Source organism: Candidatus Accumulibacter sp. ACC012 (assembly GCF_907163155.1).
GTDB lineage: Bacteria > Pseudomonadota > Gammaproteobacteria > Burkholderiales > Rhodocyclaceae > Accumulibacter > Accumulibacter delftensis.
The window spans coordinates 22486-44817 of the sequence record NZ_CAJQUC010000024.1; the positions used below are offsets into that span (position 1 = coordinate 22486).

Below are 22332 nucleotides of genomic sequence, written 5' to 3' on the forward strand. Positions count from 1 at the left end.
CAGGCGGTCAGGATTTCGTGCGTCTTCCAACTGGCTTCTTTCACATTAAGGCGCGTACCGGTCAACAGACCGGTACGCGCAGGCGGCGCTGCGGCCTTACTCGACCGTCACCGATTTGGCCAGATTGCGTGGCTTGTCGACGTCGGTGCCGCGTACCAGCGCCACATGGTAGGCGAGCAATTGCAGCGGCACGACGTGCAGCAAGGCCGACAGGGCGCCGTAGTGCTCGGGCAGGTGCAGGACGTGGATACCGTCCGACTCCTGCATCTCGCTGTCGGCATCAGCAAAGACGTAGAGTTCGCCGCCACGGGCGCGCACTTCCTGCAGATTGGACTTGAGCTTTTCGATCAGCGCGTCGTTGGGAGCGACGGCAATCACCGGCATGTCGCGGTCGACCAGCGCCAGCGGGCCGTGCTTGAGCTCGCCGGCCGGGTAGGCCTCGGCATGGATATACGAGATTTCCTTGAGCTTCAGCGCGCCTTCCATGGCGATCGGGTAGTGACGACCGCGGCCGAGGAACAGGGCGTGCTGCTTCATCGAGAACTGCTCGGACCAGTGGCGAATCTCGGGCTCGAGTTCGAGAATCTTGGTCACCGCGATCGGCAGGTGCCGCAAGGCGTGCAATTCGGCGCCTTCGGCCCGCTCGTCGAGGCGACCACGCAGCTTGGCGAGGACCAGGGTCAGTAGATAGAGGGCGGCGAGCTGGGTGGTAAAGGCCTTGGTCGAGGCAACGCCGATTTCCGGACCGGCGCGGGTAATGAAACGCAGGCTGTTCTCGCGCACCAGGGACGACTCGGGAACGTTGCAGATGCACAGCGTGCGCAACATGCCGAGCGACTTGGCATGCTGCAGGGCGGCGAGGGTATCGGCGGTCTCGCCCGATTGCGAGATGGTCACCAGCAAGGTGGTCGGATCGGGCACCGAATCGCGATAGCGGTACTCGCTGGCGACTTCGACCGAGCACGGGATGCCGGCGATCGATTCCAGCCAGTAACGCGCGACCAGGCCAGCGTGGTAGCTGGTGCCGCAGGCGATGATCAGCACTTGCCGGACATCCTTGAGGACTTCTTCGCTGGCCGCACCAAACAGGCCTGGCTGGATGCTGTTCGCGGTACCGAGCATTTCGAGCGTGTTGGCCAGCGCCACCGGTTGCTCGAAGATCTCCTTCTGCATGTAGTGCCGGTACTGGCCAAGTTCGACGGCGTCGGCAGAGAGGTGCGATTCGCTCTCGGCCCGCTCAACGGGCGTGCCGTCGATGGTCGTGATGCGGTAGCTGTCGCGCATCAGTTCGGCACAGTCGCCGTTTTCGAGATAGACCATGCGCCGCGTGACCTGCAAGAGCGCCGAGGCGTCCGAAGCGGCGTAGCAGCCATCGTCGGTGAGGCCGAGCAGCAGCGGCGATCCTTCGCGGGCAACGACGACGCGGCTGGGATCGGCCTCGCGCAGCACGGCAATGGCGTAGGCGCCCTGCAACTGCTTGATGGCCTTGCAGACGGCAGCCAGGAAATCAGGGGTGGTCTTCAGCTCGTAGGCGATCAGGTGGCCGACCACTTCGGTATCGGTATCGGAAGTGAACTCGTAACCGACTGCCTTGAGGCGTGCACGTAGCGCCTCGTGATTCTCGATGATGCCGTTATGCACGACGGCCAGCCCCTCCGAGATGTGCGGATGGGCGTTGCGCTCGCTGGGGACGCCATGCGTCGCCCAGCGGGTGTGGGCGATGCCGGTGTGACCGGAAATCTGCGCGCTATCGGCCTGCGCGGTGAGCTCGGCGACGCGGCCAACCGAGCGCAGGCGTTGCAGGCCGGCATCGTTGATCAGCGCCAGGCCGGCCGAATCGTAGCCACGGTATTCGAGCTTGCGCAATCCTTCGAGCAGGACGGGGATGATGTTGCGGTCGGCGACCGCGGCAACGATGCCACACATGATCAGCTCACTTCTTCACTTTTTGTGGCCGTTTCCAGCCGCTAATCGAAACCTGCCTGGCGCGCGAAATGGTCAGCGTGTCGGCTGGCGCGTCTTTGGTCAGCGTCGTACCGGCGCCCAGCGTCGCGCCGCGACCGACGGTAACCGGGGCCACCAATTGCGTATCCGAGCCAATGAAGGCATCGTCCTCGATGATGGTCTTGAACTTGTTGGCTCCGTCGTAGTTGCAGGTGATCGTACCGGCGCCGATATTTACCCGGCTGCCGATGATCGCGTCGCCGATGTAGGCCAGATGATTGGCTTTCGACTGCGCGGCAACTTTGGTGTTCTTGAGCTCGACGAAGTTGCCGACGTGCACGCCGGCGGCGAGTTCGGTTCCCGGCCGCAAGCGCGCGAAAGGTCCGATGACGCCATCCGGTCCGACGATCGCGTCTTCGATATGACTGAAGGCGGCGAGACGCGAGCCGGCACCGATGGTCGCGTTCTTGAGCACGCAGCAAGGACCGATCTCGACCGCTTCTTCGAGAAGCACCAGCCCTTCGAACACGCAATTCACGTCGATGAACACGTCACGTCCGCAGCGCAACTCGCCACGTACGTCGATGCGCGCCGGGTCAGCCAGGCGCACCCCCTGCTCCATCAAGCGCTCGGCGGTCTGCCGCTGGGCGACGCGTTCGAGCTCGGCCAGTTGCACCTTGCTGTTCACGCCAAGCACTTCCCATTCCCCCTGCGGCTGCGTGGTCCGGATCGGCACGCCGTCGGCCACCGCCATGCCGACGATGTCGGTCAGGTAGTACTCCTGCTGGGCGTTGTCGTTCGACAAACGGCCCAGCCATTCGGCGAGGCGCGCCGTCGGCAGGGCAATGATGCCGGTATTGACTTCGCGGATGCTGCGCTCTTCGGGCGTGGCGTCCTTCTGCTCGACAATGCGCACCACCTCACCTGCGGCGTTGTGCACGATACGACCGTAGCCAGTGGGATCGGCCAGTTCGACGGTAAGAATGGCCAGCGCGCCGCGCGCTGCGTGCGCCAGCTTCTTCAGGGTTTCGGCCTGAATCAGCGGCACATCGCCGTAGAGCACCAGCGTCGTCTCGGCAGCGCTGAGTTGCGGAATGGCCTGCATGACCGCGTGACCGGTACCCAGTTGCGGCTCCTGCAGGACCCAGCGCAGATCCGGGGCAGCAATGGTCGTGCGCACGGCGTCACCACCATGGCCATAGACCAGACAGACCGCCTCGGGAGAAAGACTGCGAGCGGCATCGATGACGTGCGCGACAAGGGCCTTGCCGGCGACCGGATGAAGGACCTTGGGCAGGTTCGAATGCATGCGCTTGCCCTGGCCAGCAGCGAGAATGACGATATTCATTGGCTAAACCCCTAACACCCCGTTCGAAGCTACAGTCTTGTCCTAGTCCTGCGGCCCTCGGTGGCTGGCGTACGGCGCTTGCCGGCTGGCACGAAGGACAGCTGCAACGCGAATTCCGAAACACCCCTAGCGCAAACAGTATTCTTTCAGCAAGGACCGCGCGCGGCGCGGAATTATGTCACAAGGCAGAGTTTGCACCACCACGAAGCAGCTCATCGTGGTGCGGGAAAGAGGTGCCCCGCGGCCGCAGACTGAAAACTCAGCGTGGCAGATCGGAACGACCCATCAGAAAAGCATCGACTTCGCGCGCGCACTGGCGACCTTCACGGATTGCCCAGACGACCAGCGACTGGCCACGCCGCATGTCACCAGCGGCGAAGACCTTGGCAACGCTGCTGGCATAGCAACCGTGACCATCGGTGGTCGCCTTGACGTTGCCACGGGCGTCGAGTTCAAGAGCCAGTTGTTCCAGCAAGCCGTTCTTGATCGGCGCCACGAAGCCCATCGCCAGCAGCACGAGATCCGCCGGAATATTGGCCTCGCTGCCCGCAACTTCGCTCATGCGGCCGTTTTGCCACTCGACGCGGACCAGCTTCAAAGCCTTCACCTTGCCGTTTTCGCCGATCAGCTCCTTGGTGGAAACGGCGAAGTCGCGCAGGCAACCCTCTTCGTGCGAAGACGAAGAGCGCATCTTCAATGGCCAGTAAGGCCAGGTCAGGCTCTTGTTCTCACTCTCCGGCGGTTGCGGCATCAATTCGAATTGCGTCACTGACAGCGCGCCATGACGATTGCTGGTGCCGACACAGTCCGAACCGGTATCGCCCCCGCCGATCACCACCACCCGCTTGCCGGTGGCCTTGATCTGTGCCGGCACCTGATCGCCAGCATTGACCTTGTTCTGCTGCGGCAGGAAATCCATGGCGAAATGCACGCCATCAAGGTCGCGGCCCGGCACAGGCAGGTCGCGCGGCGATTCCGCGCCACCGGCGAGAATCAGCGCATCGAACTCGGCCAGCAAGCGCTCGGCGGGGGTCGACTGCTCCGAATCGCCGCCAATTTCCTGGTTGACGCGAAACTCGACGCCCTCGGCCTCCATCTGCGCGATGCGCCGGTCGATATGTGATTTTTCCAATTTGAAATCGGGGATTCCGTAACGCAACAGACCACCCAGGCGGTCGCTTTTCTCGAAAACGACGACGCGATGCCCGACGCGCGCCAGCTGCTGCGCCGCCGCCAGCCCGGCCGGCCCGGAGCCGACGACAGCGACGGTCTTGCCGGTCTTGACCTTCGGCGGCTGCGGCCGGATCCAGCCTTTTTCCCAGCCTTTGTCGACGATCGCATGCTCGATCGACTTGATGCCGACGGGGTCGGTGTTGATGTTCAGCGTGCACGCCGCTTCACAGGGTGCCGGACAGATGCGGCCGGTAAAATCGGGAAAGTTGTTGGTCGAATGCAGAACGGCCAGCGCCTGCTCCCAATGGCCCCGATACACCAGGTCGTTCCAGTCGGGAATGATGTTATTGACCGGGCAACCGGTATTGCAGAACGGAATGCCACAGTCCATGCAGCGAGCGCCCTGCAGGCTGGCCTGCTCGTCGTTGAGAGTAAGGATGAACTCGCGGTAATGCTTGAGACGTGACTTGGCCGGCTCACTGACTTCCGCCAGACGCTGATACTCGATGAATCCAGTCGGCTTACCCATGCTTATGCTGCCTCCAGTTGCTTTTGCGCCGCGATCTCGGTGAGTACTCGACGGTACTCGTGCGGCATGATCTTGACGAACTTGGCGCGATAGTTGCTCCAATCGTCGAGCAGCCTCCGCGCCTGCAGGCTACCCGTGTGGCGATGGTGCTTCTCGAGCAGGCCCTTGAGCAGCACTTCGTCCACAACGCCGAGGTGACGCACATCCACCTTGCCATGACCTTCCAGCTCGTCACCCGCGTCGCTGCCCTGACGGGCGGCAAACTCTTCCTCGACCGGTTCGAGCGACACCTGCGCCATGTTGCAGCGCGACTCGAAAGTGCCCTCCTCGTCGAACACGTAAGCCACTCCACCGGACATGCCGGCAGCAAAATTGCGGCCGGTAAGCCCGAGCACGACCACGGTGCCGCCGGTCATGTACTCGCAGCCATGATCGCCGACCCCTTCGACGACCGCTGTCGCACCCGAGTTGCGGACTGCGAAACGCTCACCGGCGACGCCGGCAAAGTAGGCTTCGCCTTCGGTCGCACCGTAGAGAACGGTATTGCCAACAATGATGTTGTGCAAGGCTTCGCCGCGGAAAGCGGCATGCGGACGAACGATGATTCGCCCACCGGACAGCCCCTTGCCGACATAGTCATTGCCTTCACCAACCAGGTCGAGGGTCACGCCGCGCGCCAGGAAGGCGCCAAAACTCTGCCCTGCCGTGCCCGTGAGACGAATTTCGATCGTTCCATCCGGCAAGCCTGCATGACCATAGCGTTCGGCCAGCCGACCTGACAGCATCGCCCCGACGGTGCGGTTGAGGTTACGCACCGGCAGGTCGATGCCGACCTTTTCGCCGCGTTCGAGAGCCGGCCTGGCGAGGGCAATGAGCTCGTTGTCGAGCGCTTTGGCGAGACCATGATCCTGCTCTTGTTGGTGGAAGACCGGCGTTTCGTTGGCTGCTGCCGGACGATTGAAGATGCGGCTGTAATCGAGCCCGCGAGCCTTCCAGTGAGTGATCCCCTTCTGCATATTGAGCAGGTCGCTGCGGCCAATCAGTTCATTGACACTGCGCACCCCCATTTGCGCCATCAGCTGGCGCAGTTCTTCGGCGACAAAGAAGAAGTAATTCACGACGTGCTCGGGCTGACCGGAGAACTTGCGACGGAGCAGCGGATCCTGCGTCGCCACACCCACCGGACAGGTGTTGAGGTGGCACTTGCGCATCATGATGCAGCCTTCGACAACCAGCGGTGCGGTAGCAAAACCGAACTCGTCGGCGCCCAGCAAGGCGCCAATGAGTACGTCGCGGCCGGTTTTCATCTGCCCATCGACCTGCACCCGAACGCGGCCACGCAGTCGGTTGAGAACCAGCGTCTGCTGCGTCTCGGCAAGGCCGAGTTCCCACGGCGAGCCGGCGTGTTTGATCGACGACTGCGGGCTGGCACCGGTCCCCCCGTCGTGACCGGCGATCACCAGGTGATCGGCTTTGGCCTTGGTGACTCCAGCCGCAACCGTACCAACACCGACTTCGGAAACCAGCTTGACACTGATCGAGGCCTTGGGGTTGGTGTTCTTGAGGTCATGAATCAGTTGCGCCAGGTCCTCGATCGAATAAATGTCGTGGTGCGGTGGCGGGGAGATCAGGCCGACACCTGGCACCGAGTGACGCAGGAAACCAATGTATTCGGAAACCTTGTGGCCGGGCAACTGACCGCCTTCGCCGGGCTTGGCACCCTGCGCCATCTTGATCTGGATCTGGTCGGCGTTGACCAGGTATTCGGCAGTCACCCCAAAACGCCCCGAGGCCACCTGCTTGATCGCCGAGCGCAGGCTGTCACCGGCTTGCAGCCGATAATCGCGCTCGACGCGCGACTCGCCGATGACACTGGCCAGGGTCTCGCCACCCTCGAGGACCTTGAAACGTGCGGGGTCCTCACCGCCTTCGCCGGTATTCGACTTGCCACCGATACGATTCATGGCAATCGACAGGGTGCTGTGCGCCTCGGTCGAAATCGACCCTAGCGACATGGCGCCGGTGGCGAAACGCTTGACGATCTCTTTCGCCGGCTCGACCTCGTCGAGAGCGATAGCGGGCCCTGCCGCCTTGATCTCGAACAGACCACGCAGGGTCATGTGGCGCTGCGTCTGGTCGTTGATCAGCGTCGCGTATTCCTGGTAGGTCTCGGTCTTGCCGGTACGCGTCGCGTGCTGCAGCTTGGCGATCACATCGGGCGTCCACATGTGCTCTTCGCCGCGCACGCGATAGGCGTATTCGCCGCCGGCGTCGAGCATCGTCGCCAGCACTGCGTCGTCACCGAAAGCCTGACGATGCAGGCAAATCGCCTCTTCCATGATCTCGAAGACGCTAATCCCCTCGACTTGCGTCGAGGTACCGGTGAAATACTTGTCAACGACGACCTTCTGCAGACCGACGACTTCGAAAATCTGCGCCCCGGTGTAGGACATATAGGTTGAAATGCCCATCTTGGACATCACCTTGAGGAGGCCCTTGCCAACCCCTTTGATGAAATGCTTGATCGCCTTCTCGCCCTTCGCGGCGTCGCCTCCGACCAGGTGCTGCAGCGTTTCCAGCGCCAGGTAGGGGTGCACCGCTTCGGCACCATAACCGGCGAGTACCGCAAAGTGATGCGTCTCGCGTGCCGCGCCGGTTTCGACAACCAGTCCGACCCGCGTACGCAGCCCCTTGGTGACCAGATGTTGATGCACCGCCGAGGTGGCCAGCAAGGCCGGGATGGCCACGTGCTCGGCGTCGAACTTGCGATCCGAGACGATCAGAATGCTGGAACCGCGATGGACATGATCCTCGGCTTCGTGGCACAGCGAGGCCAGCCGCGCTTCGACGCCTTCATTACCCCAGGCCAGCGGATAGCAGATGTCGAGTTCGGCGGAGTGGAACTTGTTGCCGGTATAGGCCGCAATCCGGCGCAACTTGGCCATGTTGTCGAAGTCGAGGACCGGCTGTGCAACTTCCAGGCGATACGGCGGGTTGATTTCATTGATCCCGAGCAGGTTCGGCTTGGGGCCGATGAACGACACCAGCGACATCACCAATTGCTCGCGGATCGGGTCGATGGGTGGATTGGTGACCTGCGCGAAGAGCTGCCGGAAGTAGTTGAACAGCGGCTTGCTGCGGTTCGAGAGAACGGCAAGAGGCGAATCGTTGCCCATCGAGCCGGTAGCCTCCTCGCCGGAGTTGGCCATCGGTTCGAGAATGAACTTGACGTCTTCCTGGCTGTAACCGAAGGCCTGCTGACGATCGAGCAAGGACGCCGAGTAGGTGCGCGCCGAGACGCTGGCCGGTGCCGGCAGATCGTCAAGCTTGATATTGATGCGGCTGAGCCAGTCCTGATAGGGCTTGAGGCGCGACAGCGTGTCCTTCAACTCGCGATCCTCAATGATCCGTCCCTGATCAAGGTCGATGAGAAACATCTTGCCCGGCTGCAGGCGCCATTTCTTGACGATACGCTCCTCGGCAATCGGCAGCACCCCGGACTCGGACGCCATGACCACCAGATCGTCGTCGGTGACCAGGTAGCGCGCCGGGCGAAGGCCGTTGCGGTCCAGAGTGGCGCCGATCTGACGCCCATCCGTGAAAGCGACGGCGGCCGGACCGTCCCACGGCTCCATCATCGCTGCGTGATACTTGTAAAAAGCGCTGCGCTTCGGATCCATCAGCGTATGCGACTCCCACGCTTCGGGAATCATCATCATCATCGCGTGCGCGAGCGAATAGCCGCCCATGACCAGCAACTCGAGGGAGTTGTCGAAGGCAGCGGAATCGGACTGCCCCGGATAAATCAGCGGCCAGATCTTTTCCAGATCGGCACCAAGCATCGGCGACCAGGTGCCTTTCTCGCGGGCGCGCATCCAGTTGTAGTTGCCGCGTACGGTGTTGATCTCGCCGTTGTGGGCGATCATGCGGTACGGGTGGGCAAGCTGCCAGGTCGGGAAAGTGTTGGTCGAAAACCGCTGGTGAACCAGAGCCAGCGCCGAAACGCAGCGCGGATCCAGAAGGTCGGTGTAGTACTGACCCACCTGAGTCGCCAGCAGCAAGCCTTTGTAGACGATGGTCCGCGCCGACATCGACGGTTGGTAGAACTCCTTGCTGTGCTTCAGCCCCAGCGCCAGAATGGCGTTGGCGGCGCTACGGCGAATGGCGTAGAGCTTGCGCTCCAGCGCGTCGGTCACCATGATGTCCGGGCCGCGGCCGATGAAGATCTGGCGAATCACCGGCTCGCGAGCCCGCACGACGGGCGACATCGGCAGTTCGTGATGCACCGGCACGTCGCGCCAACCGAGAACGACCTGCCCCTCGGTGCGTACCGCGCGCTCGATTTCTTCCTGACAGGCAAGCCGGGAGGCCGACTCCTTCGGCAGAAAGACCATGCCGACACCATAATCACCGACTGGCGGCAGGCGCACGCCTTTGCGGCCCATTTCCTCGCGAAAAAGGGCGTCGGGAAGCTGAATCAGAATCCCTGCGCCGTCACCCATCAGAGGGTCGGCACCGACCGCGCCGCGGTGATCCAGGTTGTTCAGGATCAACAGACCCTGCTCGATGATCGAGTGACTTTTCTGGCCCCGGATGTGCGCTACAAAACCGACGCCACAGGCATCGTGCTCGTTGGCTGGGTCGTAAAGCCCTTGCCTTTCAGGTATGGTCGAATCGATCACGGTCGAATCCTCACAAAACAAAGATGCATGGTACCCACGCGAGCTGCACCGGCAAGCTCACTAAAACGGGCGCGAAGCCAGCCAGCAGGCCAGTCCGGGCGACCCGCGACTATACCCCTAATGGCGCGGGCCTTCAACATGCTGCGCCGCACCAAGGGAGGGCGCCACCTCGCGGCTCAGGCACCAGGAAGCGGCACTCAACACAGCCACCTCGCCTGTAGACACTACGCAGCCCACAATTTGTTCTTGAAGCAATATTCGGGCCACCCAATCAGCAGTTGCCGCGCACCCACCCACGCCGCCGCAAAACAGGCTGCGATCGCCAGGACGCGGGAGCGCTCGAGATCGCCGTCGATGCCGGCACAAGGGTTGCAGCCAGCAGCTTTCTTCGTGATGCCTGCCCGCCGACAGGATCGGTGCTTGGACAGCGTATTCCGCGTGCTGAATTCCTTTTTGTGCTTGTGGTAAGCTGCGCACGCTAGGCGCTTGACGGTGGTGCTTGTGCCGATCGGCAAAGGCCGAGGCCAGGGGGAGGTCGTTCTGCGCACCGCGGAACGGGGAATTCTTCGACCGTTTTCAAGATTGACACTGGCGATTCGCGTTCGTGGGGTAGGCGAGCACCGCGGTTTGCGGGCCGTTTTCTTTGAACACTGGCACTAACGAGACAAGGGATGGAGGGCTGAATGCCGCTAACAATCGGAGTTCCGAAAGAGGTTGCAGCAGGGGAAAAACGCGTTGCAACAGTACCAGAGGTAGTCGAGAAACTGATCAAGCTAGGTTTCGCTGTTCAGGTTGAAGCCGGCGCAGGCGATGCCGCGACGGTTTCCGACGACGCTTATCGCGCCGCTGGCGCGCAAATTGTCGAAGACACGGCCACCTTGTGGTCATCTTCGGACATCATCTTCAAGGTGCGTGGCCCGTCGACCGAAGAGGTCGGCTTGCTGAGCGAGGGCACGACGCTGGTAAGCTTCATCTGGCCAGCGCAGAATCCCGAACTGCTGGAGCAGCTGGCCGCTCGCAAGGTGACCGTTCTGGCCATGGACAGCGTGCCGCGCATTTCGCGGGCGCAGAAGCTGGACGCGTTGAGTTCGATGGCCAATATCGCGGGCTACCGGGCGGTGATCGAGGCGGCGCATGCCTTCGGTCGTTTCTTTACCGGCCAGATCACGGCGGCCGGCAAAGTACCCCCGGCCAAGGTGTTCGTGATCGGCGCCGGCGTTGCCGGTCTGGCCGCGATCGGCACAGCGTCGAGTCTGGGCGCCATCGTCCGCGCCAACGACACCCGTCCGGAAGTCGGCGACCAAGTGACGTCGATGGGTGGTGAGTTTGTCGCTGTCGATTACGTCGAAGAAGGTTCCGGCGTGGGCGGCTACGCCAAGGTGATGAGCGAGGGCTTCCAGAAGGCGCAGCGCGACGTTTTCGCCAAACAGGCGAAAGACGTCGACATCATCATCACTACGGCGCTGATCCCCGGCAAGCCGGCACCCAAGCTGATCACCGCCGAAATGGTGCAGTCGATGAAGCCCGGCAGCGTGATCGTGGACATGGCCGCCGAGCAGGGCGGCAACTGCGAGCTGACCGAGCCGGGAACGGTGACCGTCAAGCACGGCGTAACGATCATTGGCTACGCGGATCTACCGAGCCGGCTATCCAAGCAATCGAGCACGCTGTACGCAACCAACCTCTTCCGCTTGAGTGAGGAACTGTGCAAGAACAAGGACGGCTCGATCGACGTCAATATGGACGACGAAGTTCTTCGCGGCACGACAGTGGTCAAGGATGGCGCGATCACCTGGCCGCCACCGGCTCCGAAACTGGCCGCCGCCGCACCCAAGCCAGCCGCAGCCAAACCCGTTGCCGCGGCCGCGAAATCCTCGGGTCACGGCAAACCCGGCGCACCCTCGTCGGCGAAGCGTGCGGGCGTGATGTTTGGCGTTGCGGCCCTGTTTTTCCTGCTCATCGGCGCCGGTGCGCCGAAAGAGTTCCTCGCCCACTTCACGGTCTTCATACTGGCCTGCTTTGTCGGCTACATGGTGGTCTGGAACGTCAAGCCAGCACTGCATACGCCGCTGATGAGCGTCACCAATGCGATCAGCAGCATCATCGCCATTGGCGCCCTGGTGCAGATCGCACCACCCATGGATGGCATCGCCCTTGACCGGCCCGACGGCTGGATTCGCCTGCTGGCGATCCTGGCCATCATCCTGGCGACGATCAACATGTTTGGTGGCTTCGCTGTCACTCAGCGCATGCTGACAATGTTCCGCAAATAGGAGTCGATGAATATGTCTTACAGCTTGGCAACCGTCTCCTACATTGGAGCGACAATCCTCTTCATTCTCTGCCTCGGAGGACTCAGCAATCAGGAGACAGCCAGACGCGGCAATCTCTACGGCATGATCGGTATGGCCATCGCCGTGCTGGCAACGATTTTTGGCCCCTATGTGGCCGGCTTCGGCGGCATGGCGTGGATCATTTTTGCGATGCTCATTGGCGCCAGCATCGGCCTTTACGCCGCCCGCAAAGTGCAAATGACGCAGATGCCCGAACTGGTCGCGCTGATGCACAGCATGGTCGGCCTGGCAGCAATGCTGGTCGGTTTCGCGAACTACGTTGATCCGATCGCCGCTTCGCACCTCAGCGGCGCCGCGAAGACCATCCACGAAATCGAGATTTACGTCGGCATCCTGATTGGTGCAGTGACCTTCTCGGGCTCGGTGATCGCCTTCGGCAAGCTGTCGGGCAAGATCTCCGGCAATCCGCTGCTACTTCCCGGGCGGCACTGGATGAATCTCATCGGACTGCTGGTGGTCATCCTGTTCGGATGGAAGTTTGTGCAAGCCGACTCCATCGGCACCGGCATGGCCTACCTGATCGTGATGACCATCATCGCCCTGGCTTTTGGCGTGCACATGGTGATGGCCATTGGCGGCGCCGATATGCCGGTGGTGGTTTCGATGCTCAACAGCTACTCGGGTTGGGCGGCCGCGGCAACCGGCTTCATGCTCTCCAACGACCTCCTGATCGTCACCGGCGCACTGGTCGGATCGAGCGGCGCCATTCTCTCGTACATCATGTGCGCGGCGATGAATCGCCACTTCATCAGCGTCATCGCGGGCGGCTTTGGAACTACCGGAGGCACCCCTGTGGCGGTTGACGGAGCGCAGCCGGCAGGTGAGGTGACGCCGATCCTGGCGCTCGAGACTGCCGAGCTTCTGCGCGACGCCAAGAACGTGATCATCATCCCGGGGTACGGGATGGCCGTCGCGCAAGCACAACACACAGTGTACGAAATCACCCGCTTTCTGCGTGAAAAAGGCGTCAATGTGCGTTTCGGCATCCACCCGGTGGCCGGCCGCATGCCGGGTCACATGAACGTGCTGCTCGCCGAAGCCAAGGTTCCCTACGATATCGTGCTTGAAATGGACGAACTCAACGAGGACTTTCCGAAGACCGATGTGGCGATGGTCATCGGCGCCAACGATATCGTCAACCCCGGCGCCCAGGACGACCCGAACAGCCCGATCGCCGGCATGCCGGTGCTCGAGGCGTGGAAGGCGACAACGTCGATCGTGATGAAGCGCAGCATGGCCTCCGGCTACGCCGGGGTAGACAATCCACTCTTCTACAAGGAAAACAATCGCATGCTCTTCGGTGATGCGAAGAAAATGCTCGATGAAGTGTTGATTGCTCTGAAGGCTTAAATGTGAAAGTCGCGCATGCGACTCACGAAACTCCCTTCTCTCCTTGCGTGAGAAGGGCCGGGAGAAGAGGGGGCCGTCATGACTTTCATGATCCGGGGTATCTCGCCGTGTCATGACCGTTAAAAAGGGCCTGCGTTCTCGCCCGCTACGACCGCACAACGCCCGCCTTCGCGGGCGTTGTGCTTTCTCGAGGCAATCCTCGGGCGCAAGCTGCGAGCGCATTTTCGGATGTCGATCGACATCTGATAGAATCAGCGCCAACAGTCAAGAAACGCATCAGCTAGCTAGCCTATTCCAGGGGGAAACATGGAGGTCAAAGAAGTTCTGCAGGTCAAGGATTCCGCGCTGTTCGCTGTCCATCCGGACTCGCCGCTCTCGGAGGCGGTAATCATGATGGCCGAAAATGACATCGGCTCGGTAATCGTCATGGAGGGAGGTAAGCTGGCAGGGATGCTGACCTTCCGCGAGGTGATGCTGATCCTCGCCAAGCGCCAGACCGAGCGCCGCGTTGGCCCAACGCCGCCGATCGCAGAGATCCTGGTTATCGAAGCAATGGAAGCCAATCCGCCCACCACGGCCCTGGAAATGGACGTCGACGAGCTGCGTCGCATGATGGTCGATACGCACACCCGCTACGTACCGGTCATGGAAGGCGACACCATCATCGGCATCGTCTCGTTTCACGACGTTGCCAAGGCCGTGCTTGAAGAGCGCAATATGGAAAACAAGCTCCTCAAGGCTTACATCAAGGATTGGCCATCACCTTGATCGTTCGGGCGCGTTGAAGCACCTGCGGCGATTGCCGGAAAAGAAACAGGGCTAGGGATCTGTTCAGCGCACCGCAGGAACGGGACAGCTCGCCGCGCTTCAGCTCTCGCCGACGGCAAACAAGCGCCGGTGCTCCTTGATCGCATAGCGGTCGGTCATCCCGGCAATATAGTCGGCCACCCGACGCGCCTGATCGCCATCACCTGGCAGTTGATACTGCGGCGGTAAGAGGCGTGGCTCACTGGTGAAAGCAGCAAAGAGATCGCCGACGATCCGCTGCGCCTTGCTGGCCATTCGCAACACCCGATAGTGCTGATAGAGCTGCGTGCGTAGAAAGCGCTTCATTTGCCGCTGCGCCCGAAAAGACTCATCGGAGAACGCCACCAGGGCCGACCCGGACCTGGCCGCGGCGAGATCCGGGGGCTGAGATTGGCGAATGTTGGCGGCGGTTGTTTCGATCAGATCGCAAACCTGAGCGTTGATCATCTGCCGGATCGTCTCGTGGATCAAGCGCCGCCCACCAACGCTCGGATGGACTCGCCGAACGTCGGCGACGTGGCTCGCAAACAGGCTCAGCTCTTCGAGCTGATCGAGGGTAATCAGCCCTGAGCGCAAGCCGTCATCGACATCGTGGTTGTTGTAAGCGATTTCATCGGCCAGATTGCAGATCTGGGCTTCCAGCGACGGTTGCGTGCGACTTAGAAAGCGCTCGCCGAGCTCTCCCAACTGGCGAGCTTTTTCGGGCGAACAGTGCTTGACGATACCTTCGCGCGTCTCGAAACAGAGGTTGAGCCCGGCAAAGGCCGCGTAGCGCTCCTCGAGCAAATCGACGATGCGCAGGCTTTGCAGATTGTGTTCGAAGCCGCCATGGTTGCGCATGCACTCGTTGAGCGCCTCCTGGCCGGCGTGGCCAAAGGGCGTATGGCCAAGGTCGTGGGCCAGCGAAATAGCTTCGGCGAGGTCTTCGTTGAGCTCTAGCGCACGCGCAATGGCGCGCGCGATCTGGGCCACTTCAAGACTGTGCGTCAGACGGGTACGGAAGAGATCGCCTTCGTGATTGACGAAGACCTGCGTCTTGTATTCCAGACGCCGGAAGGCCGTCGAATGCACGATCCGGTCGCGGTCGCGCTGGAACTCGCTGCGATACGACGGCCTCGTGTCCGGGTAGCGACGGCCCCGCGAGTTAGCCGCCGTTACGGCGTAGGGAGCGAGATCAGGCATGCGCCGAGCGCGCCAGGATGGCTCTCCTGACCTCGCTCTCCGCGGCGACTTCGCTGACCACTGCCTGACCAATGTCCTTCAGGAGCACGAAGCGAAGCTTGCCTTCGCGTACCTTCTTGTCGTGTTGCATCAGTTCCAGATAGCGCTCGACGGCCAGCGGCGGCCCGAACACCGGCAATCCCGCACGCTGAAACAAGCGCACCACCCGCTCGATCTCGGACGCACCGAGCCAGCCCAGCTGCGACGAGAGTTGGGCGGCGATGAGTGTGCCGGCGGCGACGGCTTCGCCGTGCAGCCATTGGCCATAGCCCATAGCGGTTTCGATGGCGTGCCCGAAGGTGTGGCCAAGGTTGAGCAAAGCCCGCTCGCCGCTCTCGTGCTCGTCCGCGACGACCACTTCGGCTTTGTTGCGGCACGATCTAACAATGGCCTCCGCCAGCAGCTCGGGGTCGCGACACAGCAGCCCTTCGAGGTGGACTTCAAGCCATTCGAAAAACGGCAGGTCCCTGATCAGACCGTATTTGATCACTTCGGCCAGACCCGCGCGCAGTTCACGATCGGGCAGCGTCTTCAAGGTATCGGTATCGGCCAGCACCAGTTTCGGCTGATAGAAGGCACCAATCATGTTCTTGCCGAGCGGATGGTTGATCGCTGTCTTGCCGCCCACCGACGAATCAACCTGCGCCAGCAAGGTGGTCGGGATCTGGATGAAGGGCATGCCGCGCTGAAAACACGCCGCCGCAAAGCCGGTCATGTCGCCAACGACGCCGCCGCCAAGAGCCAGCAGGGTCGTTGCCCGCTCACAGCGAGCCTGCAGCAGAACGTCAAAAATGGTGGTCAGCGTTTGCCAGTTCTTGAACGCTTCGCCGTCGGGCAGGATGACCTCGACGACTTCGATTCCAGCACGCCGCAGCGACCCTGACAGGCGCTCGAGATACAGGGGCGCGACGGTGGTGTTGCTCACGATCGCCACTTTCGGCTGGCGCAGATACGGCAGCAGCAGGTCGCCCCTGTCGAGCAGCGCACGCCCGACATGAATCGGATAGGCGCGGTCCGCGAGTGCAACGGTCAAGGTTTCCATGGCTTTTCCAGTTTCTTGAGCAACAGTTGCAGCACCGACTGCGCGCTGATCCGAGAACCGCTGACCACCAGATCGGCGATGCTTCGATACAGCGGGTCGCGCTGCTGGTGCAGCTCCTTGAGTTTCCGCAGCGGGTCGCTGACCCGCAGCAAGGGCCGATTCTTGTCGTGGCGCGTGCGCTCACAGAGGGTTTGTAGAGGCACATTGAGGTAGATCACCAGGCCGCTGCCCTGCAAATTGACCCGATTCTCGGCGCGCAGAACCGCGCCGCCGCCGGTGGCCACCACGCGACCGCGCAGGGACGAGAGGTCCTCGATGACCTGGGCTTCGCGTTTGCGAAACCCCTCCTCACCTTCGATCTCGAAGATCGTCGGCAGGCTGACGCCGGTACGCGCCTCGATTTCGTGGTCGGAGTCGACAAACTGATAAGCCAGGCGCTTGGCCAAGACCTTGGCGATCGTCGTTTTGCCGGCGCCCATCAGGCCGACCAGATAGACGTTCCTTTTCTCGTCCTCGATGTTCACAAGTCCATTTTATCGCAAGCCATAGAGGACGAAACGAAGAGCGTGAGAAAAGCCGGCTCAGGGCCGGCTTTGTAGGCTTGCCAAACGGTCATGACAGATCAACCCACGCCCGATTGTGAAAGTCATGACCGCCCCCCCTCCACTTGCAGTGCGCATTCCGGCTTGCACGCCGGAATCGTTCAACGGGCAGAGAGCATGCTGCCTGAATTCCCCGCCGAACCCCCGACCCTTCTCCCGCGCAGGGAAGAAGGGAGATTCGTGAGTCGCGTACGCGATCTTTCCGGTGAACCGGGTTAACGTACCGACAGATTATCGGCAACGATTCTCGGCGTTATGAAGACCAGCAATTCGGTCTTGTCGTCGATGGTCTCACGGTTCTTGAACAGGAAGCCGATGTACGGAAGGTCACCGAAGAACGGGATGCGAGTGGTGTTGTTGCGGGTTTCCTGAGTGTAGATGCCACCGATGACCACCGTACCGCCGTTCTCGACGAGCACCTGTGTCTTGACGTGCTTGGTATCGATGGCCACGCCAGCACCGGTCGACAGGCGGGTATTCGGGGTGTCCTTGTTGACGTCCAGTTCCATGGAAATCTTGCCATCCGGGGTAATCTGGGGCGTTACTTTCAACGCCAGGTTGGCTTTCCGGAAGGAGACGCTGGTCGCCCCTGAACTGGTCGCCTGCTGATAAGGAATTTCGACGCCCTGCTCAATGATCGCCTCGACCTGGTTGGCGGTCATCACGCGTGGGCTGGAGATGACCTTGCCGCGGCCATCTGCTTCGAGCGCCGAGATCTCGGCCGTCAGGAACTGCGTCAGGGCGTTGTTGAAGAGCAGGAAATTCAGCGTACCGGCGTTTCCGGTCCGTGGCGTGGCTGGCAGGTTGACCTGCGTGCCGCCCATGTCGAGATTACCGCTGACCGCCGTACCGTCACCACCAATCCTGACCGCGCCGTCGGGGAAAGTTTGCCGCCAGCCCAGGCGTACGCCAAGGTTTTTCGCAAAACTATCACCAGCTTCAACAATACGTGCTTCGATCATCACCTGCCGGGCAGCAACGTCGACCTTGGCGATCATGGCCCGCACCTCGTCGAGCCGGCTGGGCGTATCCTTCACAAAGAGGATGTTTGAGCGCTCCTCGACAACGGCGCTGCCACGCTTGGAAAGCACTGTCTGCTTGGGGTCGATCAGCAGTTTCTGAACTGCGTCGGCCTTGATGTAGTTCATCTGGAAGCTCTCGGACACCAGGGGCTCGAGATCGCCAATCTGTATTCGCGATTCGAAGTCGAGCTTTTCCTTGGTGGCAATTTCCTCGCTCGGCGCAATCAAAATGACGTTGCCATTCTTGCGCATGGCAAGCCCCTTCTGCTGCATGATGATGTCCAGCGCCTGATCCCAGGGAACGTCCTTGAGAATCAGGGTGATCGAACCACCGACGGAATCGCTGACCACCATGTTCATGCCGGTGAACTCACCGATCACCTGCAGCAGGCGCCGCACATTGACGTTCTGGAAGTTGAGCGACAGCTTTTCGCCCTGATAGCCGCCGCGGCTCCCCTGTACCAACTTGTTCGGGTTCTCGATGATCGGCTTGACTTCAATGACGAACTGGGTGTCGCTCTGATAGGCGTTGTGCTCCCAGAGACCGTGCGGGGTGATCGTCATGCGCGCGTTCGGGCCTTTCTGAACAGTGCTCACCTTCAGTACCGGGGTGGCGAAGTCGGTGACATCGAGCTTCTTCTGCAGCGCGCCGGGAACGCTCACATTGGCGAAATCGACGACCAGATTCGCCCCTTGTTGGCGGATGTCGATGCCGGCGTTGGCATCGCTCAGATCGACCGTAATACGCCCCTCACCGTCCTTGCCGCGCCGGAAGGCGATGTCGCGAACGGCGTTCCCGGTGACCGAGGGTATCGCTTTGGCGAAATGCTCGACAGCGGTTGCGCCCTGAGTGGTCGAACTCGGCACCAGAGCCAGCAAAAGGTCGTTGCCTTCAATGCGTGCTTCATAGGTCATCGGCTTGTGCAGGTTCAGTACCAGGCGGGTTCGGTCCTCGGCCTGGACAATATTGGCGCTCTTCAGCTCACCTTCGTTATACGCCTGACTCGACCTGCCCAAGCCGTTGATCGTATTCGCAAAATCGAAGGCGATGCGGGCTGGCTTGGCAACGCTGAACGCTGGTGGCAATACCGTCAAGGGCTCCTTGAAGGTGAGCCTGACGTTGAGCACCGAGCCCTGCTGAATGACATTCATCGACTCGATCGAATTCGAGTGAGCGTCCTGCGCGTTGGCGGGCCCGAAGATGAATAGAACAGCTCCAACCAGGCCGAGCAGGGTTTGTTTGATGATCTGCTTCATTTACTTTGCTCCCTTTTCCTGCAACAGCAGGCTGCTCGTCCTCTCCACCCAGTCACCGGCGGAATCTTGAACAAGCTCTCGCAACGTTACCTCTGATTCGGAAACATCGATCACCACGCCGAAGTTCTGGCCCAGGTAGTTGCCGATCTTGACCTGGTACAAAGCGCTCTCGACCTGAATGATGGCATACGACACCTTGGCCCTGGTCATCACGCCGACGTACTGCAGCGATTCCAGAGGGTAAAGTTCCAGAGGCTCCTTGGGTCGGTCGAGGTCAGGCTTGAAACCGCTCCCTCCCTTTCGTGCATCCGAACCCAGCTTGGCCGGCTTGAACGGGTCGATCAGGTCACCGACATCGTAGGCCACGGGCTCATAGGGTTCGACCACGGGCAGCGGCGGTATCTTGCCTTTGGCGTCCTGCGCCACCGTGCTCATCCACTCGCGAAGATCCTCATGATCACCGCTGGCACAGGCGACCAGAAAGACGCTGGCCAGCAGAACAAGAAGTTTGCTCATTTCTTGCCACCCTTCTTGGCCGCCTCGGCCGCCCTCTTCTTGGCCGCCAACTCTTCCGCATCGAGATAGCGGAAGGTCTTGGCAACCGCATCCAGCACCAGCCTTCCATCCTTGCTCTGCGGGTTATCGACAATCGAGATGTTGTTCAAGGTGACAATTCTGGAGAGCTTGCCAATATCGCCGGCAAATGCACCGAAGTCATGGTAAGTCCCCGTCAGGCGCACATTGACCGGCAGTTCGGCATAGAAATCCTGCACCTGCTCGCTACCGGGTTTGAAGAGATCGAACTGCAGGCCGCGGCCCATCCCCGCCTGGTTGACTTCGACCAGCAGCGCTTCGACTTCGGATTTGTTAGGTAGCTGCTTCAACAAGGTACCGAATGAGCGGTCAATTTCATCCAACTGCTGAATGTACAGGTCGAGGTTGACAGCTTGCTTCTTCTTGGCCACGAACTGATCCTTCAGCCGCAGTTCTTCCTGTTCCTTGCTCGCCAACTCGTCCAACTGGTCAGCCCAGACAAACCACCACCCGGCTAGCGAAAGCAAAATGAACAACCCGACCAGGACGGTCACACGCGGCGCAACCGGCCACGCTCCGGGATCCTTCGGATCGAGATTCTCAAAGTCTCTGAGCATCTCGCGGAAATCGATAGACGGAAGCTTGGGCGTCGTCTTCATTTCTGCCCCTCTTGGCCTACGGCGGCCCTTTTCAGGGAGGCGTTCATGCTGAATTCGTTGAGACGACGCTTGTCGACCAGCACTGCCTTGATCTCGATCAAACGGGGTTTCTCAAGCCACGGCGACGCTTCGATATTACGCATCAGCGTTGAAACGCGGGCGCTGGACTGAGCGTAGCCAACAAGATGGATGCTCTGCCCGACCTGCTTCAGCGAGCGGATATACACTCCCTCAGGCATCTGCTTGGCGAGCTCGCTCAGCAAGCGCACCGCTTCGGCGCGATCGCGCTGCAAGGATTCGATGATTCGCTTGCGCGCCATCAAGGCGTCACTTTGCGCCTTGAGCCGATTGATTTGATCGATTTGCTTGTTAAGGACGGCGATTTCCTTCTGCAGGAAGTCGTTCTTGGCATCCTGGGCGGCAATATAGCCGCCAATCACGGAGTAGACAAGAAAGACGATCAGGCCGGAAAGAACGGTGATCAAAGCGAGCACAGCATAGAACTGCTGTCGCCGCGCTCGTCGCTTCTCTTCCCGATGCGGCAGGAGATTGATGCGTATCATTCGTCGAACCTCCGCAGCGCAAGACCGCAGGCAACCATCAACGACGAGGCATCGGTGAGCAGGTTCTTGGCGCGCACGCGATCGGCAAGCAACATTTTGGCAAAGGGATTGGCAATGACAGTGTTGATCTGCGTGCGCGAGGCGACGACTTCGTCGGCCCCGGCAATGACGGCGCAGCCGCCGGCCAGGACGATGTGGTTGATCTGATTGAACTGAGTCGAAGTAAAGAAGAACTGCAGGGCACGCGACAATTCCAGCGCCAAGGACTCAAGAAACGGCCGCAAGAGTTCGGCCTCGTACTCCACCGGCAAATTGTGGCGGCGCTTTTCTGCTTCTGCCTCCTCGAAACTCATTCCGAAAAGGCGGGCAATATCCTGCGTCAGCTGATTGCCGCCAAACGCCTGCTCGCGAACGTAGAGCTGCTGACCATCGCGCAGCACGGTCAGGTTCATCACGTTGGCACCGACGTCGACCAAGGCGATGATCCTGCCCCGGCCACCCTCGGGAAGCTGTTTTTCGATCAGCTCGAACGCTGAAAGCACCGCATAGGACTCGACATCGAGGACCACCGGTTTGAGTCCTGCCGCTTCCGCCACAGCGACACGGTCCTCCACCTTTTCCTTACGAGACGCAGCGATAAGAACTTCGATCTCGTCAGGAGACGATGACACCGGGCCGAGCACCTGAAAATCCAGATTGACCTCGTCGAGAGCAAAGGGGATGTACTGGTTGGCCTCGGATTCCACCAGCACTTCCAACTCGTCTTCCCTCTGCCCGGCGGCAACGATGATCTTCTTGGTGATCACATGCGACGCCGGCAGGGCAATGGCCACCTGCCGCGTAACGGTCGCCAGTTTCTTCCAGGCGCGCCGGACCGACTCCGCCGCAGCTTCCAGGTTGACAATGTTGCCATCCGAGACAGCGTCCCTGGGCAAGATCTCAATCGCGTAGCGCTCGACGCGGTAACCGCTTTTCGCATCGCTTGCCAGTTCCACCATCTTGACCGACGATGAACTGATATCAAGACCGATCAGGGAGCGCGCCTTGGGATTAAAGATCGAAAGATCAAGCTGCAAATCGCCACCCCCGGCCAAAAAACCCTTCAATAATTTGTAGTTAGCGTACTTATAGATATTCTACTTTAGATGCTAGCAACAAGCTCCCGACCTGTAAAGCAATTTCTCCGCTAGGGCCTTGGATATCTTGTTTTAGTCTAAGAGTGTAGCGTAAACCACTAAAATCATT

At 60.9% G+C, this 22332-nt stretch carries 15 protein-coding genes; 3 read left to right on the plus strand and 12 right to left on the minus strand.

The window, feature by feature from the left end; genetic code table 11:
• Positions 1-96: 96 nt before the first annotated feature.
• From glmS to gltB, 4 genes are all read right to left on the minus strand, one after another.
• On the minus strand, positions 97-1926 hold the full coding sequence (glmS, locus tag QZ648_RS23450; protein ID WP_169067861.1) for a glutamine--fructose-6-phosphate transaminase (isomerizing): 1830 nt from the start codon (positions 1924-1926) through the stop codon (positions 97-99).
• Positions 1927-1933: 7 nt separating this feature from the next.
• Complete coding sequence (gene glmU / locus QZ648_RS23455; RefSeq protein ID WP_291998436.1) at positions 1934-3292, minus strand: bifunctional UDP-N-acetylglucosamine diphosphorylase/glucosamine-1-phosphate N-acetyltransferase GlmU; 1359 nt, start codon at positions 3290-3292, stop codon at positions 1934-1936.
• A gap of 259 nt (positions 3293-3551) precedes the next feature.
• Complete coding sequence (locus QZ648_RS23460) at positions 3552-4994, minus strand: glutamate synthase subunit beta (protein WP_169067863.1); 1443 nt, start codon at positions 4992-4994, stop codon at positions 3552-3554.
• A gap of 2 nt (positions 4995-4996) precedes the next feature.
• The gene (gene gltB / locus QZ648_RS23465) at positions 4997-9676 is read right to left on the minus strand and encodes a glutamate synthase large subunit (RefSeq protein ID WP_291998437.1); all 4680 of its coding nucleotides are present in this window, start codon (positions 9674-9676) and stop codon (positions 4997-4999) included.
• Between the two features lie 683 nt (positions 9677-10359).
• On the opposite strand from gltB, the gene QZ648_RS23470 reads away from it, so the two are divergent.
• The 3 genes from QZ648_RS23470 to QZ648_RS23480 all read left to right on the plus strand — a co-directional run bounded on the left by QZ648_RS23470 (position 10360) and on the right by QZ648_RS23480 (position 14148).
• Complete coding sequence (locus QZ648_RS23470) at positions 10360-11949, plus strand: Re/Si-specific NAD(P)(+) transhydrogenase subunit alpha (RefSeq protein ID WP_291998438.1); 1590 nt, start codon at positions 10360-10362, stop codon at positions 11947-11949.
• A gap of 12 nt (positions 11950-11961) precedes the next feature.
• Complete coding sequence (pntB, locus tag QZ648_RS23475) at positions 11962-13380, plus strand: Re/Si-specific NAD(P)(+) transhydrogenase subunit beta (protein ID WP_169067865.1); 1419 nt, start codon at positions 11962-11964, stop codon at positions 13378-13380.
• Between the two features lie 306 nt (positions 13381-13686).
• Complete coding sequence (locus tag QZ648_RS23480; protein WP_169067866.1) at positions 13687-14148, plus strand: CBS domain-containing protein; 462 nt, start codon at positions 13687-13689, stop codon at positions 14146-14148.
• A 99-nt stretch (positions 14149-14247) separates the two neighbouring features.
• On the opposite strand, the gene QZ648_RS23485 is transcribed toward QZ648_RS23480, so the two are convergent.
• The 8 genes from QZ648_RS23485 to QZ648_RS23520 all read right to left on the minus strand — a co-directional run bounded on the left by QZ648_RS23485 (position 14248) and on the right by QZ648_RS23520 (position 22163).
• Positions 14248-15369: a deoxyguanosinetriphosphate triphosphohydrolase gene (locus QZ648_RS23485; RefSeq protein ID WP_169067867.1), complete on the minus strand. Its 1122-nt coding sequence runs from the start codon at positions 15367-15369 to the stop codon at positions 14248-14250.
• Positions 15362-16450, minus strand: coding sequence for a 3-dehydroquinate synthase (aroB, locus tag QZ648_RS23490; RefSeq protein WP_291998439.1), 1089 nt, complete (start codon positions 16448-16450; stop codon positions 15362-15364). Before aroB ends, QZ648_RS23485 begins: the two co-directional genes overlap by 8 nt.
• Complete coding sequence (locus QZ648_RS23495) at positions 16438-16974, minus strand: shikimate kinase (RefSeq protein WP_169067869.1); 537 nt, start codon at positions 16972-16974, stop codon at positions 16438-16440. The genes aroB and QZ648_RS23495 overlap by 13 nt, the downstream gene beginning before the upstream one ends.
• A gap of 293 nt (positions 16975-17267) precedes the next feature.
• The gene (gene pilQ / locus QZ648_RS23500; protein ID WP_169067870.1) at positions 17268-19331 is read right to left on the minus strand and encodes a type IV pilus secretin PilQ; all 2064 of its coding nucleotides are present in this window, start codon (positions 19329-19331) and stop codon (positions 17268-17270) included.
• A complete protein-coding gene (locus QZ648_RS23505) occupies positions 19332-19847 on the minus strand; it encodes a pilus assembly protein PilP (protein WP_169067871.1) in 516 nt (171 codons plus the stop codon).
• Entirely contained in the window at positions 19844-20524 is a 681-nt protein-coding gene (gene pilO / locus QZ648_RS23510) for a type 4a pilus biogenesis protein PilO (protein WP_169067872.1), read from the minus strand. Before pilO ends, QZ648_RS23505 begins: the two co-directional genes overlap by 4 nt.
• Entirely contained in the window at positions 20521-21087 is a 567-nt protein-coding gene (locus tag QZ648_RS23515; protein WP_291998440.1) for a PilN domain-containing protein, read from the minus strand. Before QZ648_RS23515 ends, pilO begins: the two co-directional genes overlap by 4 nt.
• Positions 21084-22163 (minus strand): pilus assembly protein PilM, encoded by a 1080-nt coding sequence (locus QZ648_RS23520; protein ID WP_291998441.1) that lies wholly within the window; start codon positions 22161-22163, stop codon positions 21084-21086. Before QZ648_RS23520 ends, QZ648_RS23515 begins: the two co-directional genes overlap by 4 nt.
• Between the last annotated feature and the right edge of the window lie 169 nt (positions 22164-22332).